This window comes from Membranihabitans marinus (assembly GCF_019802045.1).
GTDB lineage: Bacteria > Bacteroidota > Bacteroidia > Chitinophagales > Saprospiraceae > Membranihabitans > Membranihabitans marinus_A.
On the sequence record NZ_JAHVHU010000022.1, the window covers coordinates 1 to 18831 of the forward strand.

General features: G+C 42.9%; 19 protein-coding genes. 8 read left to right on the top strand and 11 right to left on the bottom strand.

Annotated elements, in window-relative coordinates:
- Positions 1-111: 111 nt before the first annotated feature.
- The 10 genes from tnpA to coaE all read right to left on the bottom strand — a co-directional run bounded on the left by tnpA (position 112) and on the right by coaE (position 8945).
- A complete protein-coding gene (gene tnpA / locus KUV50_RS17965; protein WP_222581587.1) occupies positions 112-399 on the bottom strand; it encodes an IS66 family insertion sequence element accessory protein TnpA in 288 nt (95 codons plus the stop codon).
- A 52-nt stretch (positions 400-451) separates the two neighbouring features.
- On the bottom strand, positions 452-574 hold the full coding sequence (locus tag KUV50_RS19500) for a hypothetical protein (protein ID WP_261395394.1): 123 nt from the start codon (positions 572-574) through the stop codon (positions 452-454).
- A gap of 144 nt (positions 575-718) precedes the next feature.
- Positions 719-3130 (bottom strand): hypothetical protein, encoded by a 2412-nt coding sequence (locus tag KUV50_RS17970; protein ID WP_222581588.1) that lies wholly within the window; start codon positions 3128-3130, stop codon positions 719-721.
- Positions 3117-3329, bottom strand: coding sequence for a hypothetical protein (locus KUV50_RS17975; RefSeq protein WP_222581589.1), 213 nt, complete (start codon positions 3327-3329; stop codon positions 3117-3119). The genes KUV50_RS17970 and KUV50_RS17975 overlap by 14 nt, the downstream gene beginning before the upstream one ends.
- 10 nt (positions 3330-3339) lie before the next feature.
- Positions 3340-3804, bottom strand: coding sequence for a hypothetical protein (locus KUV50_RS17980; RefSeq protein ID WP_222581590.1), 465 nt, complete (start codon positions 3802-3804; stop codon positions 3340-3342).
- A gap of 241 nt (positions 3805-4045) precedes the next feature.
- Positions 4046-5197 carry a DUF3800 domain-containing protein gene (locus KUV50_RS17985; RefSeq protein ID WP_222581591.1) on the bottom strand — a complete coding sequence of 384 codons (1152 nt, stop codon included), beginning with the start codon at positions 5195-5197 and terminating at the stop codon, positions 4046-4048.
- 448 nt (positions 5198-5645) lie between these two features.
- Positions 5646-6380 carry a toll/interleukin-1 receptor domain-containing protein gene (locus tag KUV50_RS17990; RefSeq protein ID WP_222581592.1) on the bottom strand — a complete coding sequence of 245 codons (735 nt, stop codon included), beginning with the start codon at positions 6378-6380 and terminating at the stop codon, positions 5646-5648.
- Between the two features lie 108 nt (positions 6381-6488).
- Positions 6489-6791: a hypothetical protein gene (locus KUV50_RS17995; RefSeq protein ID WP_222581594.1), complete on the bottom strand. Its 303-nt coding sequence runs from the start codon at positions 6789-6791 to the stop codon at positions 6489-6491.
- Positions 6792-7129: 338 nt separating this feature from the next.
- Positions 7130-8356 carry an ornithine--oxo-acid transaminase gene (rocD, locus tag KUV50_RS18000; RefSeq protein WP_222581595.1) on the bottom strand — a complete coding sequence of 409 codons (1227 nt, stop codon included), beginning with the start codon at positions 8354-8356 and terminating at the stop codon, positions 7130-7132.
- On the bottom strand, positions 8343-8945 hold the full coding sequence (coaE, locus tag KUV50_RS18005) for a dephospho-CoA kinase (RefSeq protein WP_222581596.1): 603 nt from the start codon (positions 8943-8945) through the stop codon (positions 8343-8345). Before coaE ends, rocD begins: the two co-directional genes overlap by 14 nt.
- Positions 8946-8996: 51 nt before the next feature.
- On the opposite strand from coaE, the gene KUV50_RS18010 reads away from it, so the two are divergent.
- The 7 genes from KUV50_RS18010 to KUV50_RS18040 all read left to right on the top strand — a co-directional run bounded on the left by KUV50_RS18010 (position 8997) and on the right by KUV50_RS18040 (position 16336).
- Positions 8997-9467 (top strand): nucleoside triphosphate pyrophosphohydrolase family protein, encoded by a 471-nt coding sequence (locus tag KUV50_RS18010; protein WP_222581637.1) that lies wholly within the window; start codon positions 8997-8999, stop codon positions 9465-9467.
- 224 nt (positions 9468-9691) lie between these two features.
- Positions 9692-11101, top strand: coding sequence for a TlpA family protein disulfide reductase (locus KUV50_RS18015; RefSeq protein WP_222581597.1), 1410 nt, complete (start codon positions 9692-9694; stop codon positions 11099-11101).
- Positions 11102-11285: 184 nt separating this feature from the next.
- Positions 11286-12647, top strand: a complete 1362-nt coding sequence (gene murC, locus KUV50_RS18020; protein ID WP_222581598.1) for a UDP-N-acetylmuramate--L-alanine ligase — start codon at positions 11286-11288, stop codon at positions 12645-12647.
- Between the two features lie 48 nt (positions 12648-12695).
- Positions 12696-13685, top strand: a complete 990-nt coding sequence (locus tag KUV50_RS18025; protein WP_222581599.1) for a pyruvate dehydrogenase complex E1 component subunit beta — start codon at positions 12696-12698, stop codon at positions 13683-13685.
- A 39-nt stretch (positions 13686-13724) separates the two neighbouring features.
- Positions 13725-15152 (top strand): Gfo/Idh/MocA family protein, encoded by a 1428-nt coding sequence (locus KUV50_RS18030; RefSeq protein ID WP_222581600.1) that lies wholly within the window; start codon positions 13725-13727, stop codon positions 15150-15152.
- A gap of 10 nt (positions 15153-15162) precedes the next feature.
- Entirely contained in the window at positions 15163-15786 is a 624-nt protein-coding gene (locus KUV50_RS18035) for a DUF697 domain-containing protein (protein ID WP_222581601.1), read from the top strand.
- On the top strand, positions 15776-16336 hold the full coding sequence (locus tag KUV50_RS18040) for a DinB family protein (protein ID WP_222581603.1): 561 nt from the start codon (positions 15776-15778) through the stop codon (positions 16334-16336). Before KUV50_RS18035 ends, KUV50_RS18040 begins: the two co-directional genes overlap by 11 nt.
- Positions 16337-16758: 422 nt before the next feature.
- Here KUV50_RS18040 and fmt read toward each other — a convergent pair whose 3' ends face one another.
- Positions 16759-17670, bottom strand: coding sequence for a methionyl-tRNA formyltransferase (fmt, locus tag KUV50_RS18045; protein ID WP_222581604.1), 912 nt, complete (start codon positions 17668-17670; stop codon positions 16759-16761).
- Positions 17671-17819: 149 nt separating this feature from the next.
- On the opposite strand from fmt, the gene KUV50_RS18050 reads away from it, so the two are divergent.
- Positions 17820-18146 (top strand): SCP2 sterol-binding domain-containing protein, encoded by a 327-nt coding sequence (locus tag KUV50_RS18050; RefSeq protein ID WP_222581605.1) that lies wholly within the window; start codon positions 17820-17822, stop codon positions 18144-18146.
- Positions 18147-18831: the final 685 nt, after the last annotated feature.

An 18831-nucleotide genomic window follows, 5' to 3' on the forward strand; every position in this document is an offset into this window, starting at 1 on the left:
CCCGATCCAATTCATTGCGAACTATACCGGACAAACCTCGAAAACCTTTTCTCATATCGGTAGTGTGGGCATATAAATAATACTTCATCGAAGGAGTGAAGCTAATCATCGCTAATCCAAAGGAATTTTGATCTCCATTCCGGAAAGAGTGCTGATCAAAATGTGGCGAGATTCATGCCCGGAATTATCTGACTTTGGTAACACAGTGATTTCTTGAAAGGAAGACGACCTGCCTGAGTATTCTTCCCGATACTTCTTCAGCCAGTATTGAAACGTGCCAATGCTTATGTCGTGATGTTCACAGAAATCTTTTTGTAATTGCCCACTGGATTCGTATTTTTCCACCAAGGGAAACATTTGTTCGGAGGTACGGCGTATACGTCGATGTACTTTAGTCATGTCATTTCTTTTTACAAAGATCTGACACCACCAAGGATATTACAATATGTGGTTAGACGGACGGATACTGATGTTCACAGAAATCTTTTTGTAATTGCCCACTGGATTCGTATTTTTCCACCAAGGGAAACATTTGTTCGGAGGTACGGCGTATACGTCGATGTACTTTAGTCATGGCATTTCTTTTTACAAAGATCTGACACCACCAAGGATATTACAATATGTGGTTAGACGGACGGATACACTCTTTTGGCATTTTTGGTTTGTGTGTCGCTTGTGCAAATGCCAAATGTGTATGACTGCCATGCGCTGGCATTTTTTATTTTTTCCAGTCGTATTTCAGTTTCGCACATCCACACCTTATCTTCTTCTCAACTGTGTCATAGAATTTGAGTGAAACAAACTTGTCACAGTCAGGGCAATAGAAACAATGAATTGTCTTTTTCACATCTTCCCACATTGCATCAAGGTCCTCAATGCTTTCTTGGAATTCATTGTGATGTGAGGTTGTATTGCCTACAAACATTGGCATCCCTTTGATTTTTGGAATGTCTGCTGCGTCTTTTAGTTCCTTGCTTGACTTGGATAACTTGCTTTGAACAGCATCTAATAATTCAGGTGCCATTCGTTTTTCATTAACGTCATTATTCCGATATGCAACTTTTGCTTCAACTTCAAGAGCCACACGTTTCATAACCTTCTCGGTATAAACACGAATATCATTACCAAGTCCATCTGTATTCTTGTCGGCAAGTTTCGTTTTCACTCGTTCTTTAATGTCCGCCAGTCCTTTCTCAATGCCAGTTCCTTGTTCCTTTGTCCATTTAAAGTTTTTGAGCAACCAACCTTTGCTCTTGACTTCACTCCAAACCAGTTCAAAAAACTCCTTTTCATGTGTCAAAAGGAGCACCTGATAATCGCTAAACTTGCTAGCAAGCAATTGAGCAAAACGATAGCGATGCGACCTGTCGAAACTGGAAATCACATCATCCAAAATGAAAAACTCATTTACTTTGTTGAACGCCTTGACTGATGCTAGAAAGAATGATAGCCCCAAACAATTAATATGGCTTTCACTCAAATAAGCAATTGGAGGTGTTCTGGTCTCGTCAAAGAAGCTATACTCAATGGTAATCCCAACCAACTCATCGTTCTTTTTCAATGGAACCAGTTTTATGTCTTCCACTTTCTCGTTGGGGTTCATGGTAGTATAGTAGTCGTTAATGTCTTTTGAGAACATTGAAAGGAAAACATTGAGTGCTTCCTCTTGCCTTTTGATGAAATCCTCATAAAGGGCTTCAAACGTAAACTGTTGTTTGGTTAGAATTTCCTGCTCTTTTTCAATTCTTTGATACTCAATATAGGCATTAGAAGCTTGGAGAAGCTTCGTGTAAATCTGAAATTTTATGTTGGCTGCTTGACTTTCCTTGAGGGATTTTGCTGTGTCATGGGCGTACTTTACAAGTTTCGCAATCTTCTTTTTGTCAATCTCAACCTTGCTTGGTTCTCCCAGCGTTTTTGAAAAGTCCTTTTTAAGCTCATCATTGAAGGCACTTAATGATTTCTTTATATCCTCAACCTGCTCTTTTAGTTTTGCAAACTCGTCTTGCTTGAATAGCTTTTCTTTTAGCAAACTGTCAATAGTGTTGATGTTTGGCCGTACCAAATCTTCAAGTTCTTCTCCTTGCTCGTCTAATTTCTGTTTTTCTTCAGCGAGCTGCTCCAGTTCTTCAATTCTACTGGTTAACTCCTGTAGTAATTGAACTTTACTTTTTTCTTGTAGGCAAAGCGGGCAGTAATCATCTTGAACTACATCATTTTTAAGAACCGTGTGGCCTTCTTTCAAAAGAGCAAGTAGCTGTAGTTTCTTGATTTTTTCTGGGTCTTTTTGTAACTCCTTGAAAGCTGTGTGATATGCTTTATAGCTTTCATGGATGTTTTCAATATTCCCTTCAACTTCTGACAGTGCTTCCCAAATCCTTGTAAAAAAGTTGATTTGTTCCAGAAGAGCAGTATCCTCCTTTGTTTGAATTTTCTTCAGGACTGTGTTAATATCCTTACGAGATTTGATTTCAATTCCGAGTTCTAATGGCTCAATGAGTTTATTCGCACCTTCAAACAGTTGTTCATCATCGTACGCAGGTTGACCAAGGTTTTCAATAATTTTGGACTGCTGGATGCTTTTCAGATTATCGTAATTCGCTGCTTTGATAGTTCGGGCAATGCGACCAGCATTCTTCTTTAGTAAACTCCTGATATTGGCTACCTCTGAAAAGCCAATAATTCTTTGTAATTCATTTAGCTTATCTGTTTTGCCTGCAATTATGAATTGTACTAAATCACGGTAACGTAATATGAGATTTTCGGATTGAGCAGCTACAATAAACTCGTTAAATTCATCAGACGTATTGGTAGATGATGGCTTTAAGGAACTGTCAATAGATTTTTTCGTGTCCAATTTGTTGTCATCAAACTGAAGCTCTATGTATCCATCTTCGCGATCTGGAATGAAAATGTTACGCAAAGCGTCTCGACCTTTTCTTCTTCCAATTTCTTCATTTGATAAATGCTCGATGTGGTCAAAGAAAAACCACTCAAATGCATCGGTTACGGAACTCTTTCCCGTACCATTATCACCGTAAACCAAAACCGACTTCTTGTCAAGGTCAAGTGTCAAAGGGTCTTTAATACCCCTTATTCCACTTATGTTTATGGATTTAATCTTCGCCATTGTCCTGTTCCTTTTTTGGGTTTAATGCCTCTTGTTTCAACTCATCCAATGCGTTTTGAATTTTGCTATCGGTTAGTTTATTCTCACCATAGAGTTCAACAAGTTTTTCGACTGTCTTTTGGTCAACTCCTTCCACATTTAGGATTTCAGCGAAGAATTCGTCAATGACGTCTTTTCCACTTTTTATTTTGTTACTCATATCTTATCGTTTATTCAAAGTATTGCCAATCAATGATGAAATTGGCGTTCAGTTTTTTGTCCAATATGTCGTAACCGGATTTGTTGTTACAAATAGGGTAAACTCCATATTTTTCAACAAAGTCCAGAATGAAGTAGCTTTCAAGGTCTTCAATTCTGTGGTTCCAGAATTTGCGAAGCATCTCAAAGTTGATGTAAGTAAAAAACAGTTGTTCGGTCTTGCGGTAGTTCACAAGTCCAAGGTTTTTGCTCTTTCCTTCAAAGTGCCCTGTCAGTCGGCTTGCCATGCTGTTAGTCTTTTTCTCACTCATTCCAATGTAAAGCAGTCGGGATTTCTTGAAGGGATATTGAATTTTTGTCTTGTCATTGAAGATGAAGTACAGTCCTGTCAGCCCTTTGAGTGGCTTGATGTTTTGCATCTCAAAGGTCTTTGGGCGGTCAAAGAATATTTTAAGTTCTGTCGTCTCTTTTATCATTGTCAATGTCATAGTCCTGTGCGATGGCTAAAACAAGTGTGTGGCAAGCCGAAGCATTGGCTTGTGCGTTTGGGGCTTGACACTCTCTTGTTTTCTGCGGTTGCCATTTTATATGTTTGCCAACGGTCTCGGCTATGATTTCGTTGTGGAATCATCCGCAGGATTATTCCGCTTAGAAATCAGCCGTTGATAATACTATTATTTTGGTGTGGCACAAAACCACAATGAATTATAGCCATTGTTAGGGCACGTTATTTTTTATTTCATTCAGGTATTTAAATTCCTCGTGGTCGAAAATATCAAGTTCGTTTTTAGTTGCTAGTTTTATCTGATTTCTGCATTTCAAAAGTCGGTCTATCATAGGTTGAATGTATGAATTACTATGATTAACGAAATCATATAAATCCTTACTTGAACTTGGTAATTTGTATCCCTTGTTTGAACTTGCTAGAATAACTCCATTGTCTCTTAATTTGGCAATTATTTTACTTCTAAAATAATGCATTGAAATTTTGTTTGGTTTTAGCTGTTCAATTTGGTTTATGAGTTCGAATGTGGTTACATATGTCTCAGGATTTATATTTCTGAAATGGAACAATAAGTACCTCAAGCAAGTACATTGGTCAATTACATAAGGAACGTCTGATTCTTCAAATTTATCCAAGAATTGACTTGCTAAGTTTAACCCCAAACTCGAAATCGTAGGGTCATAATTCGCAAAGTCTTTTCCGGGGTCGTATGCCATTGGCTTGTAATCTGGTGGCCAAATCCTTATTTCAATTACTTTTTGTTTTAAGGCTGTAAGCAATTCGTTTCTTCTTGGGCTTAACTTTTTTGGCTCATAACATCTTGCAATTGTTCCAGTCACGAAATCTGCCATTTGGACCATTAATTCCGATTTGCTATTAGAAAGTCGAAATTCAGATTGTTGAAATAGACTAGGAATATGTCTTTTTCGCATATACTTGATAAAACTTTCTTTAAATTCTTTTCCACCGTGTTCATCCGCAACAACAAGTAAGTCAGGAAAGGTTTTAAACAGTTCTCTGTCGACTAGAGAATGAAGAAACTTATAAAATGAACCTTTGTATTGAAATCCTTCACTAGTTAGTTTTGTTTTATCAACGACAATTGAAAAAATATGGTAATCTAAGGAATTAAGTTCTGCAATAATTTTTAATCTCCTTGTATCGTTGGTTCCTACTTTAGAAGATTTAATTTCTCCAGTTTGGAAGTTGGCTTTCCGAATTTTTTCCAATTCCGCTTCTAAATTCTCCAACTTTTCTTCTGAAACTATAATTGCTGTTACAATGAAAGTTTCGCTAACACCTTCTTTATAGAAATCAAGTCCGTTGTTTCCAAATTCATCTATGTAAGCAATTTGATTCTTCATTCAGTTCTAATGTCCCCTAACGTTTAGTATATGCAAAGTAGGCGATTGCGGAGCTCCACCTTATCAAACTATTACAATTTTGAAGCGGGCTACAACGCTTAAATTCACTACTATTTCGCCTATTTTGTATATACATTGTTGTATGCTGGGCTTATTTTTTATCAATATAATTTCCTTTATTTCAAAAATATTTTTACATTTGGTATTCAATGCGAGTACTAATTTTAAAATTTCAAGCCATATGAGTACCATGCTAAGTAGTTGATTCAAATGAAAAACAGATGACTTAAATTCACTTTCACGGGATATTTGTGTCCTGTTGTGAAATGAAAAAAGTTCATTTGCAAATTGAATCCTGCTAGCGTCATCAGTACTGACACTCAATGGCTTGTGAGGCATTCGTCGAGCTCCAGACGTAAAACCGGAGAAGTGCTCCATAAGCCTTTTTTTATTTTCTCTCCTCAAAAACATTTTTAATCAGATTTATTTGTTGACTACCAGATAATGTTAGTGAAAATTTTGTTTTTTTATCCAATTTGAATTTATCCAATAAGTTAATATTTATCAACTCGTTTAATGAATTTACAATATCTTTTCTATTATTTGTATTGAATAACCTTTGTATCTCTGATATAGTTAGTCCAGTTATAGTTTTGTCACTTTCCAAAATATTTAAAATTCTTAGTTGCATAACATCTAGCTTAATATTCGGAAGTTGTGGCAATTCCTTATTCAGTACGCTTGGTAAGGATATAAATTCTTTTAGTTCATTAGTTAAACTTTTGATAAGCTTATTTATATCAGAGCTTTTCATGACTTCTAATGGATTATCTGGCGAATTTACAGATTGGAAATTCGATAGTTTTGAATAATCCTCAAACATACAATGAGTTACGATTATTGGAATAACTTTAATTCCCTTCAATTGGGCATTCTTCAATATTGATGGAAGTTCAACTTTAAGAATGAAATCAGAAACAAGAAAATGCTGACTTATAAGTAATATTGCTATATTCGAATTATTCAATTCCTTTGATATCTCTTCAGACCATTTAACTCCAGGTTTTAAATTATTATCATTCCAAACTCTGAAACTATAGTGTTTCTCGAGATATTTTAAATGAGTCATTAATAATTCTAAATATGAACTATCATGATGAGAATAACTTATAAATATTTCCATTTTATCTGTTCTTTGTAGTTCTTGCCTTGCATACAACTTGTTTATATAGCTGCAAAATACATCGTTATACCTACCAAAAGGTGTGTATTCGATGTATAGGTGTATCTTTTATATCTTAAAGTTATTCATAATGAGGTCATTAAATGGGTTCTTAGTCTTCTCCAGTCTTGTCGTGCCCACATGTGCATAGCTCATGGTCGTTTTGAGATCCTTATGTCCCATTAATTCATGGTCTATCCGGAGATCAGTCCCTTGCGCCGGGTTATAGGGGAAAATGCTGCGTTTCAGAATATGCAAATGATCCCATACCTTGCTGCATAAAAAGGTGACCATCCCCGCTTCTGATACCCGGTAAAAGATAGAGCGGCTATGAATCGATGGAGACGGGCTAGGGGCAAAGCTCAATGACATGATTACAAAGGATACGATGAATAAAATCTCTAAGATACATATTTATTTTAACATTTACTTATAATCCTCATTGGTTTTGATTTTTGTGGTGGAATTTTTTTATTCCAAGTTCTGTGATGCATTAATTAGTATGGTTATTCGACTTTTTAGATCCTTGTGGACACGCGAAACACCGTGTGGTGCGGACGATTTGAAGGTTTGCTCCTACGGCTAGTTTCCGCCTACACTACAGATCACAAACCATCATCCGCTATCCGCTCACTCTATGCTGTGCGGCCCCATTGGGAACTGCCTGGGCGGACAAGGGGATTCCACCAACGGTTTCAAACCACAAACCACTACTCCATTTCTTCAAATGTTCTCCCAATAATATCCAGCCCTTCGTTCAACTCCTCCTTTTGAATAACCAGTGGCGGCGCAAATCGGATAATATTACCATGTGTGGGCTTCGCCAGTAGGCCGTTATTCATCAACGCGACGCACAAATCCCAGGCGGTGGTTGATTCCGGATCCGCATCGAGTTCGATCGCATTGAGCAGCCCTTTGCCCCGTACTTCTTTGATGAGCGGTTGATTTTGTTGGATTATGCGAAGTTCGGACCGGAACAGTTTACCCATTTCAAGGGCATTTTCAGCGAGACTTTCATCGACGAGCACGTCCAGAGCTGCTATGGCCACCGCACATGCCAGGGGATTTCCTCCGTAGGTCGAACCGTGCTCCCCGGGCCGAATGCAAAGCATAATGGCATCGTCGGCCAAGACAGCAGACACAGGATAGAGCCCGCCAGAGAGGGCTTTGCCAAGGATAAGTACGTCAGGCCGGACGTCTTCGTGGTCGCAGCAAAGCATACGTCCGGTGCGGGCCAGTCCGGTCTGAATTTCATCGGCCATGAATAGCACATTGTGTTCTTTGCACAACCCGGCCGCCCGATGGAGGTAGCCGTCGGCCGGTACGATGACTCCGGCTTCGCCCTGAATAGGCTCTACCAGAAAGCCAGCTACGTTCGGATCTTGCAACGCTGCTTCCAATGCGTCAATATCATTGTACGGAATAATATGGTAACCGGGTACAAAAGGACCAAACCCCCCTGTGCTATCGGGACTTACAGAAGCACTAATCGCCCCCAGGGTTCGTCCGTGAAAGTTGCCGGAAGCAAATATGATTTTACCCCGGTTGACCGGAATGTTCTTTTTCATGTAGCCCCATTTGCGGCACAGTTTGATCGCGGTCTCCACCCCCTCGGCTCCCGTGTTCATGGGAAGAACTTTGTCATAACCAAACAATCGGGTGATGTGCGCCGCAAAAAGCCCCAGCTGGTCACTGTGAAACGCTCGTGAAACGAGACTAAGCTGTCCGGCCTGGTGTTTCAATGCCGCTAGGATATCGGGGTGGTTGTGCCCCTGGTTCACCGCCGAGTAGGCGGACAGAAAGTCAAGGTATTTCCGGTCTTCGACATCCCAGAGGTAAATGCCCTTGCCCCGGGAGAGGACTACAGGTAGCGGGTGGTAGTTGTGCGCACCATTCGTGTTTTCGAGTGCAATGTAATAATCGTTATTTTCTATCATTGGATTGTATTAATTGGTGGTGTATAGCCAGGATTTGAGGAAGTATTGCATAACAGCCGGAATTATCAATGAAAAGATCGGCCACTTTTTCTTTTTTGCTGTCGGGGAACTGACTGTTCATACGTTGGGTCACGGCATCGACGGTGATGCCGTCCCGGGCCATAATGCGTTGCGTGCGAAGCACCCGGGGAGCCCGGACCATAATGAGGTGATCCAGTTTTCGATAGGAGCCGGATTCGACCAGCAGCGCAGCTTCCTGCAGCGTGTATGGACTGTCTTGCGCATGATGCCAATCGGCGTAATCCCGTCCGACGGCCGGATGCACAATTGCATTGATTTTTTCGCGCACCGGGGGATTTTCAAAAACCTGCTTTCGAAGAAAATCCTTTTGAAGTTGATGGTTCGCATCGTAGACCCGGGGGCCGAGCAACTCAACAAGGGCGGTCACCACCTCTGGGTCGTGTGTCATCAGATGTTTGGCCCGGTCATCCGAATAGTACACCGGAATACCCAATTGTTCAAAGATCCGGGCACAGAAGGTTTTTCCACTTCCGATCCCGCCCGTAATTCCTGTTTTCCATTTTGCCATTTGCTTAATTCCCTTAATTTTGTCCCTGAATGTAACCTAAAATTTATGAAATTGGAAGAACCTAAAGCACTTAATTCCGTAGCGGAATTTCACGATACGTTTGGATTGCCGGTCCTCGATGATCCAAAGCTGATCCCAAAAGAACGGGCAGCGCTCCGGGTCAACCTGCTCAAGGAAGAACTGAAAGAACTAGTCACCGCGATCGAAGAAGACGATCTGGTGGAAATTGCAGATGCTTTTTGTGATTTGCAGTACGTCCTCTCGGGAGCTATCCTTGAATTTGGTATGGGCGAAAAATTTAAAGCACTTTTCGATGAAGTACACCGCAGCAATATGAGTAAAACCTGCCAATCGGTGGAGGAGGCCGAAAGCACGATAGCGCATTATATGGATCGGAAAAAAGAAGAAGGCTTCTATGAAAAGAAACAGGACAAATACATCGTGTACCGGAAAAGCGATCGGAAAGTGCTCAAGTCTGTGAATTACAGTGAAGCCGATCTTAAGTCCAGATTAACACAATAAAATGTCATCAAATCGTCTTACTGTCCGGAATTGGGACGTTGACCTGTTTTCCGATGTAATTAATCGGAATCTACAAATTCCAACCTGCATCCCCAGTCCGGAAACTATCGAGGTGATTGGTGAACCAAGCGTCTCTCGATGGGTTATTAGGAAAAGGACCAATCGGGTTTGTTTGGAGAATCAGTTGACAGTTGCCCGATCAGAACGAATGTAAAAAGCAACCAATGAAGATAAATACCATGAAATACACACTCGCTGCATTATTTATTCTGGCTCTACAGAGCATCGGAGTTGCCCAGGACGGTTACCATATTGATGTTCACATGGAGAATGCCTCCAGCGATACGCTTTATTTGGCCTACTTCTATGGGGACGCGCAGTACATCAAAGATACCGCTTTTCGCGAGGGTGATAACCTGTACTCTTTCCAGGGCGACGAGCTTCTGCCCCAAGGGGTCTACATGTTTGTATTACCGCCTCAAAATTCATTTTTTCAGGTTATGATCAATGACGATCAAACTTTTACCATGAAAACCGATGCGCAAAATGTGACTGGGAGCACGGTCATAGAAGGGAATGAGGACAATGCCGTATTTTATGACTACCTCAGTCTGATCGATCAGGCCCGAAAAGAGAAAGCGGCGTTGGATGCCGAGTTAGAGCAGGCCACCGATGAAGTAGCTAAAAAAGAACTCGAGAATAAAATCGTAGCGCTCGATAAAAAAGTGCTGCGTAAGCAAGATGACATTTTGCAAAACCACCCCAAATCGTTGTCTGCGCTGGTGATCGGAGCGAGCCGGGAACCCAATATTCCGGATTTTTCGGATGTACCTCAGGAAAAAAGACAAGAAAACGTTTTTCAATATTACCGGAAGCACTACTTTGATCAGGTGGATTTGAATCGTGAGGCTATTTTGCGTACTCCCTTTATTCATCAAAAAGTGATGGATTATTTTGATAAATATACCTCGCAAGCGCCCGATTCACTAAACCAGGCGATCGATGCATTCTTTAATCAACTGGATGAAAACAGTACCATATACAGGTACTTTCTGGTGAAACTGCTCAATAAATATGCGAATCCGGCCATCGTGGGGCAGGATGCGGTGTATGTGCATTTGGCTCAGCAATACTATGGCAAAGGTAAAGCGCCGTGGGTGGATGAAGAGACCTTGCTCAAGATACTGGACAATGCTGAGCGATTTAAGTACACGCTGATTGGCAATGAGGCTCCTCCGTTGAAAATGTATGATATCTACGCAGAAAAAGAACTGGATCTGAAAACCATCCCGGGGGATTACAAGGTGCTTATATTCTGGTCGTCGACCTGCAGCCATTGCAAGAAGGTGATGCCGACGTTGCCGGCGATCGAAGAGACCATCAATGATGATGCCGTTCAGTTTATCTCGGTTTGCACGAAAGCGGATGACTCCTGCGGGGAATATATAAATGAGAATGACCTTCAAAGTACCGGTATTCATGCGCTTCCCGTGAGTTCCTATGGTCGATTATATGATGTGAGGACGACGCCCAAGATCTTTATCATCGATTCGGAGAACAAAATCGCTTCGAAAGGGATAGGTTTTGATCAAATCGCGCAGGTGATTGATATGCTGAAGAAAGAACAGCAGTAATCAGAATCAAGTATTATACCAGAGACTTGCATAGATAAAATCAGGACAGGTTTTGCAGGAGATAATTGGTATATTTGAGTCAAAATACTAATTTGCGCAGGTGTTGTTCCTATGATAAATCAGTAGGGGATGGAGCATTCAGTTCGATGGGGCTACACCGAATTTTATCCTGGCTTAAAATATTATGAAAAAAGTACATATAATTTCCATAGGAGGTGCGGTGATGCACAATATAGCCATTCAACTCCAGCGTCAGGGGTATCAGGTGACTGGTTCCGATGATATATTGTTTGATCCGTCCATGTCCCGCCTGGAAGAAGCCGGGTTATTGCCCGATCAGACTGGATGGGATCCGGATCGGATAACACATGACCTGGATTTTGTGATTGCCGGGATGCATGCCAAGCTGGATAATCCAGAGCTTCAAAAAGCTCAGGCGATTGGTTTGAAAATTCATTCTTTTCCCTCCTACGTCCGGTCCCGCGCAGAAGATCAGACCAGAATTGTGGTGGCCGGCTCGCATGGGAAGACGACAACTGCTTCGATGATTGTTCATCTGATGCAGGAGCTTGGAGTTTGTACGGATCACTTGATTGGTGCAAAAATTGAAGGATTGGATGATATAGTGACTTTTGAAGGGTGTCCGTATTTTGTTCTGGAAGGGGATGAATACCCGTCGTCAGCGCTGGATCCGAAACCAAAGTTTCTCCATTACGATCCGCATTATTTGATTATCACCGGAATTGCCTGGGATCACATGAATGTGTTTCCTACGTATGCTCAGTATTTTAATGCCTTCGTCTCTTTGATGGAATCACTCCATCCCGGTTGTGTGGTTATATACAATAGTTATGATAGTGAAGTGGCCCGGTTGATCAGCATGTGTGATCCGGCGCAAGCTATTCCTTACCAAATGCTCCCTTTCGAAGTCCGGAATGGTGTTTTTGTGGTGGAGGAAGACCATGCCTTGCGGGTCATTGGGCGGCATAATATGGAGAACTTAACTGCTGCGGTGACGTTGTGTGAACAACTGGGGATGGAAAAAACCGCATTGTTGGAAGCGGCCGAGACCTACAGTGGTGCCTCCCGGCGATTGGAGCTGTTGTTGAATACAGAATATGGTACGGCATACATCGATTTTGCACATGCTCCCTCGAAAGTCAAGGCATCCGTGCAGGCGGTGAGAGAATTGCATCCAGACCGTCCGCTCATTGCGGTATTGGAATTGCACACTTATTCCAGTCTCAACAAGGATTTTCTTCCTCAATACCGGGATTCTCTGGCGCCGGCCGACCTGGCGGTGGTGATGTTTGATCCCCGGATCGTAGAGAATAAGAACATGGAAGCCCTGGAGGAGACCGATATCCGGCGGTCATTTGGACGGGATGATATTGTTGTGGTTCATGATCAGACCGCGTTGGGGCTGGTAGTGGAGCAGGCATTGGAGGGATACATTCCTGATAAGGTGAATGTTATCCTGATGAGTTCGGGGTCCTTTGGTGGCTTGGATGTAAAAAAGAAACTGTCGAACCAGTGGGACTTATGAAAAGAAATCCATAAATTGTGCTGTTAAACATATAGACAATCTAGAAATATGAGTAGAGAAATTGCATTGAGAGATGCTTTACGCGAAGCGATGGTCGAAGAGATGCGCCGGGATGACACGGTGTTTTTGATGGGCGAGGAAGTTGCTCAATACAACGGAGCCTATAAGGTGAGTAAAGGAATGTTGGACGAGTTCGGTGAAAAGCGTGTGATCGATACCCCGATTACAGAACTTGGATTTGCCGGACTGGGTGTCGGTGCTGCGATGAATGGTTTGAAACCCATTGTCGAATTTATGACCTGGAACTTTGCCATATTGGCATTTGATCAGATCGTGAATAATGCGGCCAAGACCCTTTCTCAGTCAGCGGGTCATTTCCAGTGTCCGATTGTATTTCGCGGTCCTTCCGGATCAGCTGGTCAGTTGGCGCAACAACACTCCCAAATGTTTGAAGCCTGGATGGCTAATACACCCGGACTAAAGGTGATTAGTTGCATTGATCCGGCAGATGCGAAAGGGTTGCTGAAGTCAGCGATCCGAGATCCCAATCCAGTCTGTGTGATGGAGTCAGAAGTCATGTACGGATACAAAGGGGAGGTGCCAGACGATGAGGATTTGATCGTGCCCATCGGGAAAGCAGCCATTCGTCGCGAAGGTACGGATGTGACGTTGGTGTCCTTTAATAAAATGGTGCTGGAAGCGCTCAAAGCAGCCGATGAACTGGCGAAGGAAGATATCTCAGCGGAAGTCATTGATCTGAGAACCATCCGACCGATGGATCACGACACCATTATCAAATCGGTTAAAAAGACCAATCGGATCGTGGTAGTTGATGAATCCTGGCCATTTTCCGGCGTATCTTCGGAGGTGAGCTATATCGTTCAAAAGCATGCCTTTGATTATCTGGATGCCCCCGTGATTCGGGTGAATTCTGCAGACACTTCCATGGCCTATGCACCGACGTTGGTGGAAGAATATCTGCCCAATCCAGCCAAAATTATCAAAGCGGTCAAGGAAGTTATGTATATTGAGAAGTAATAAAGACCATTAAGTAATAATCGTATAAATCATCATAGTATGAAACGCAGAAAATTTATCAAGGATAGCGTCGTAGGCGCATCCGCTTTTACCATCGTTCCAGGTTCTATTCTGGCCAAACCAGGGCGTGTAGCGCCCTCTGATAAACTCGATATCGCCGTGATCGGTGCCGGGGGACGGGGGAATGCACATTGGTCCGGCGCCAAAGAAAGCGGTCGGGCTAACATCGTTGCACTGGTCGACGTGGACGATAAGCGAGCTGCTAATGCGTATCGTTCGAACCCCAAGGCCAAACGCTTGAAGGACTATCGGAAGTTAGAAAACATCCAGGATGAATTTGATGCAGTGATGGTGGCGACGCCGGATCATACCCACGGGGTGATCGGGATGGCTATGATGGATATGGGCAAACATGCCTACATCGAAAAACCACTGGCTCATGATATATACGAAGTTCGCCAGTTAACTGAAAAAGCCGCTGAGAAAAACCTGGTTACTCAGATGGGAAACCACGGAAGTTCCGGAGATGGAATACGGGAAATTTGTGAGTGGGTATGGGCCGGGATGATCGGTGATGTCACTGAAGCCTATTGCTGGACCAACCGACCGGTTTGGCCTCAGGGAAAACCGGCGCCGACTGGTGCCAGTCCCATTCCGGATACGCTGGACTGGGATCTTTGGCAAGGCCCTGTTCCTTTTAACCATTATTCGCCGCAGTATCTTCCGTTCAAGTGGAGAGGCTGGTGGGATTATGGAACCGGTGCTTTAGGTGATATGGGGTGCCACATCATTGATCCGGTGTTCAAAGCACTCAAACTGGGTTATCCTACAGAAGTGACCAGCAGTAATACCACCGTATGGGTCGATGATTTTGTGGAGGCAGATTTTGAAAAAAGTTGCCCGCCGAGTTCGGTCTCTCATTTGAGATTCCCGGAGCGAGAAGGCATGCCTGCGGTAAAATTGCACTGGTATGACGGCGGATTGATGCCTTCCTTCCCGGAAGGAATTGATCCCAATGAGAAACTTGGAAACTGGGATGGCGGAATCCTCCTGGTAGGCGACAAAGGCATGCTTTCTGCCGGATGTTATGGCCTCAATCCAAAATTGCATTACCCCAACGGTAATCCAAATATGAATAAACCTAAACCATCCTTGGACCGGGTCGAAGATGGGATGGACGGACACATGAAGCAGTGGATCGTTGCCTGTCTGGATGGCGGTGAAACCTCTTCGCCGCTTTCGTATGCCGGACCTTTGTCCGAGACCGTGTTAATGGGGAATCTGGGGATTCGAAGCTATCAGATGAAGCAGTTGCAGGAAGGAAAAACCCCGACATCGTGGGCCCCTTATGACTATCCGGGACGCAAGCGATTGTTGTGGGATGGCAAGAATATGAAGGTCACCAACTTTGATCCGGCAAATCAATTTGTACGCCGGGAGTATCGGGATGGATGGTCGTTAACGTAATCCATACAATATGAATTCCAAACAGGAATCATCGGATAAAGTCATCAGAACACACATGATGTGGTCGATGGGAGCAGGTCTGATCCCGCTTCCATTGGCTGACCTTTTTACAGTAGGCGCGGTTCAGCTTGATTTGATTCGGCAGCTTTGTAAAGTGTATGAGGTGGATTTTAAAGAAGAGGAGGGAAAAGCCATCGTGACTTCACTGACCTCTTCCGCTTTGGCCAAGATCGGTGCACGGACAGCGATCAAACTAATTCCGGGGATTGGGGCGATCATCGGTGGCGTGACCATGTCGGTTTTGTCCGGGGCTTCAACCTATGCGGTCGGGAAGGCCTTTCAAACCCATTTTGAGAAGGGAGGAACGATTTTGGATATTGATCTCAATCGCCTGAAAAAAGTCTACCAGGAGAAATTTGAAAAAGGCAAGGAAGAGGCAAAAAGGTATAAAAAGGAAGATTTCCGTAGTTCAGAATCCTCAGAACCGACAGTGAAAAATGGAGCGGGTGAAACTCAGAGCGCAACCGATGATACCGTACAAAAGCTAAAAGATTTGGGTGAATTGCGACGGGAAGGGATCATCACGGAAGACGAATTCGAACGGATGAAAAAGAAATTTATCAATGATACATAAGTATCCATACCGTATACACAAACCCGGTCACAACCAATTTCCAAACCACCTTCAGCCCTATGTTAAGTTGGTCGAAACCAATGAAGGATTCGAAGCTTTGATGGAGGGTGCCACAGAGTTTATGGCCATGCTTTCTGTGCTGCCACCAGAGAAAATGGGCTACAGCTACCAGAGGGACAAATGGACCGTACAGGATGTATTGATGCATATGATCGATACAGAGCGAATGTTCCAAAACCGGGCTTTGCGCATTTCACGAAAAGAGTCCCGGGCTTTAAGTGGTTTTGATCAGGATAAGTATGTCAAAAACCTGCCTAATATTGTCCGGTCCATCGAAAGTATACGCGACGAATATGAAACGGTTCGCAAGGGAACCTTCCTGTTGTTTGCCGGCCTGACCAAAGTCGAGATGAAGCTGCAAGGTCGTGTGAGTAACTATACGCTAACCCTTCCTTCCATTCCATTTATCATTGCCGGACATGAAATCCACCATCTAAATATTCTTAAAGAGCGATATAATATCCAGGATATTCATCCGACTTCGTTGTAATGAAAGCAACGATGTGGTTTTCCCAATCCTTTATTGTGTTCTTCGTCAATTCTATGCTGGACGTGATGGGAGCAATGTATTCACACTGGTTCTATGCGATGCAAGGTATTATATTTTTGAAATATTAGGTAGTTATTCAGAAATATGTTTATATTTGTCCAGTGCGTTTCGAACAAATACATATCAAACCAAGAACATTCTTCACTATTTTGGTGATTTTGAGCGTAATCAGTACGCTTCATATTTGGAGCCACTACCAATCGGACGCTTTGGTACATGATTCCATATCCATATTAAAAGGATCAGATAGCTTCCGCCTAAAGGAAGTAGGGTTTATTGATTTCGTGGTGACCACGGTTCGGCGTCTGCTTGTCGTCATGGGATAATTCCTGATCACAAATTATTCTGGCTTTATTCTGGTTTTATTGGGGTGACAAGCCATTGAGAAAATCTTTAATTCCCATCCGTCTTTTCCCTTCCCACTGTAAATCTTCTATTTCAAGGTAACCATCAGCAGCGTAAATACGAAAATAGGTTTGATAATCTGTTTTAATGGTGCCCGGGGTTTCCTGATGGACTTTGTGCACCGGTTCGGCAAAGAATATTTTCAATATTTTATCCTGGTATCGGGTCCAGCTGGCCGGGTAGGGGCTCATTCCGCGTATAAAATTGTACAGGTCGTTGACCGGTTGGTCAAAATCGAGTTCATTTTGATCAAAGAAAACTTTCGGTGCAGCAGAAGCAAACTGGTCGCGTTGTGGAGTGGGGGTAATCTTCCCAGATTCCAGACGCTGTATGGTTTCCAACACAAATTCACCCGATATTTCCATCATTCGATTGTACAGGTCTCCGGCGGTATCATCGTTTCGGATGGGAACTCTTTCCTGCAATAGTATGTGTCCGGTGTCAATTTTTTCATCGATCAAAAAAGTGGTCATTCCTGTAATCGCTTCCCCTTGAATAACGGCATGGTTAATAGGAGCGGCACCTCGAAATGCTGGTAAAAGCGAAGCATGTAAATTGATGGTCCCTAGTCGGGGTATGGACCAGACCAGCTTCGGCAGCTTCTTAAAGGCTACCACGACAATCAGATCCGGTTCCAGCTCTCGAAGACGATTCAAAAATGAGGCGTGGTTTAATTTTTTCGGTTGGAGGACCTCTAGATTTTTTTGATCCGCATATTTCTTAACGGCCGATTCCAGTTTTTGCGATTTATTGCGTCCTCCCCAGTGATCTGGTACCGTAACCACAGCCTGAACCTGGTGTTCCGAATTATAAAGCGCATCCAAAACGGGCACGGCGAAATCCGGCGTACCCATAAATATGATCTTCATATGAGTTCTTTTTGTGGAGCTTAAAATGGCAATAAATCGATGGATATGCAAGCTTTTGTGTAAAGGAATTCTTGATACTTCTAAAATTATGAATTAAATTTTGTATCTTGATTCTTTAAAACGATACGTATACACAATTATCAATCATAATGAATAGCGAAACCTTTTTACTGTCCTTGCCGGAGAAAGTGGATCCCAATGTACTGGAAGGCCTGGAAACTAATTTTCACTTTATCCTCAAGCAACCAGATGGGCAAGATCCCAATGAAATCACGGTTCAGGTACATGATGGTCAGGTGACTGCTGAAAAGGGGCTGAAAGGAGAACCTAAATGTGTGGTCAAAACATCGGACGAGAATCTGATGAAATTATTAAAAGGTGATTTGAATCCCATGATGGCCATCCTGACGGGGAAGCTCAAAATATCCAATCAAAGCGAAATGTTGAAGTATGCCAAGATATTTGGACTGATGTAGGAAGATGAATGGAACCGTCTCTGACGAGATAAGACCCTGTTCCGGGAGTGGCAGCCGCCTGCCATTGTCAGTGTTTGTGCGGTGAAAAAAATGCTGACAGGTCGTTATGAACCATCGAAATCAAATGGCATAAAGCTAACCTGCCAGCGTTTGTGGGGTGGGCTAAACGCTGACAGGTCTGTATAAACCATCCGAAACTATTGGCATTAAGAACCCTACATTTTTACAAAAAGCCACCTTCAGCCAGACGCTGTCAGGTTATTGTGGGGGGGGAAGCTAACCTGACAGTGTTTTGGTCATAGTTTAACTTTGAACAGAAGTTGGAGTCATTAATCCATATACTTATTCGAACACAACTGAAACCTGTCAGCGTTTGTGCGGAGGAATAAAACGCTGACAGGTCTGTATAAACCATCCGAAACTATTGGCATTAAGAACCCTACATTTTTACAAAAAGCCACCTTCAGCCAGACGCTGTCAGGTTATTGGGAATGACTACGAATCCATTTCACTACTGGGAGCTTGGCACCCGAGACTATGATTGGCTATTCCCAATGCACCAACGAATTTGAACGCTTAGTTCACATTCATTTATCATCATTTTAATATTGAGCTTACTCCAAAAGATACCATCGCCCCTTCAGGGCTCCTTTCAATCTGTTCATTTATTCGATGGGTAGCACCC

Excerpts from the sequence above, each read along its gene's own strand:
- KUV50_RS17980 (WP_222581590.1), bottom strand. The coding sequence starts at position 3,804 with ATGATAAAAGAGACGACAGAACTTAAAATATTCTTTGACCGCCCAAAG.
- KUV50_RS18040 (WP_222581603.1), top strand. The coding sequence starts at position 15,776 with ATGATACATAAGTATCCATACCGTATACACAAACCCGGTCACAACCAA.
- KUV50_RS18030 (WP_222581600.1), top strand. The coding sequence starts at position 13,725 with ATGAAACGCAGAAAATTTATCAAGGATAGCGTCGTAGGCGCATCCGCT.
- fmt (WP_222581604.1), bottom strand. The coding sequence starts at position 17,670 with ATGAAGATCATATTTATGGGTACGCCGGATTTCGCCGTGCCCGTTTTG.
- KUV50_RS18035 (WP_222581601.1), top strand. The coding sequence starts at position 15,163 with ATGAATTCCAAACAGGAATCATCGGATAAAGTCATCAGAACACACATG.
- KUV50_RS18025 (WP_222581599.1), top strand. The coding sequence starts at position 12,696 with ATGAGTAGAGAAATTGCATTGAGAGATGCTTTACGCGAAGCGATGGTC.
- KUV50_RS17970 (WP_222581588.1), bottom strand. The coding sequence starts at position 3,130 with ATGGCGAAGATTAAATCCATAAACATAAGTGGAATAAGGGGTATTAAA.
- tnpA (WP_222581587.1), bottom strand. The coding sequence starts at position 399 with ATGACTAAAGTACATCGACGTATACGCCGTACCTCCGAACAAATGTTT.
- coaE (WP_222581596.1), bottom strand. The coding sequence starts at position 8,945 with ATGGCAAAATGGAAAACAGGAATTACGGGCGGGATCGGAAGTGGAAAA.
- KUV50_RS17995 (WP_222581594.1), bottom strand. The coding sequence starts at position 6,791 with ATGTCATTGAGCTTTGCCCCTAGCCCGTCTCCATCGATTCATAGCCGC.
- KUV50_RS17990 (WP_222581592.1), bottom strand. The coding sequence starts at position 6,380 with ATGGAAATATTTATAAGTTATTCTCATCATGATAGTTCATATTTAGAA.
- KUV50_RS17985 (WP_222581591.1), bottom strand. The coding sequence starts at position 5,197 with ATGAAGAATCAAATTGCTTACATAGATGAATTTGGAAACAACGGACTT.
- KUV50_RS17975 (WP_222581589.1), bottom strand. The coding sequence starts at position 3,329 with ATGAGTAACAAAATAAAAAGTGGAAAAGACGTCATTGACGAATTCTTC.
- rocD (WP_222581595.1), bottom strand. The coding sequence starts at position 8,356 with ATGATAGAAAATAACGATTATTACATTGCACTCGAAAACACGAATGGT.
- KUV50_RS18015 (WP_222581597.1), top strand. The coding sequence starts at position 9,692 with ATGAAGATAAATACCATGAAATACACACTCGCTGCATTATTTATTCTG.
- murC (WP_222581598.1), top strand. The coding sequence starts at position 11,286 with ATGAAAAAAGTACATATAATTTCCATAGGAGGTGCGGTGATGCACAAT.
- KUV50_RS19500 (WP_261395394.1), bottom strand. The coding sequence starts at position 574 with ATGACTAAAGTACATCGACGTATACGCCGTACCTCCGAACAAATGTTT.
- KUV50_RS18050 (WP_222581605.1), top strand. The coding sequence starts at position 17,820 with ATGAATAGCGAAACCTTTTTACTGTCCTTGCCGGAGAAAGTGGATCCC.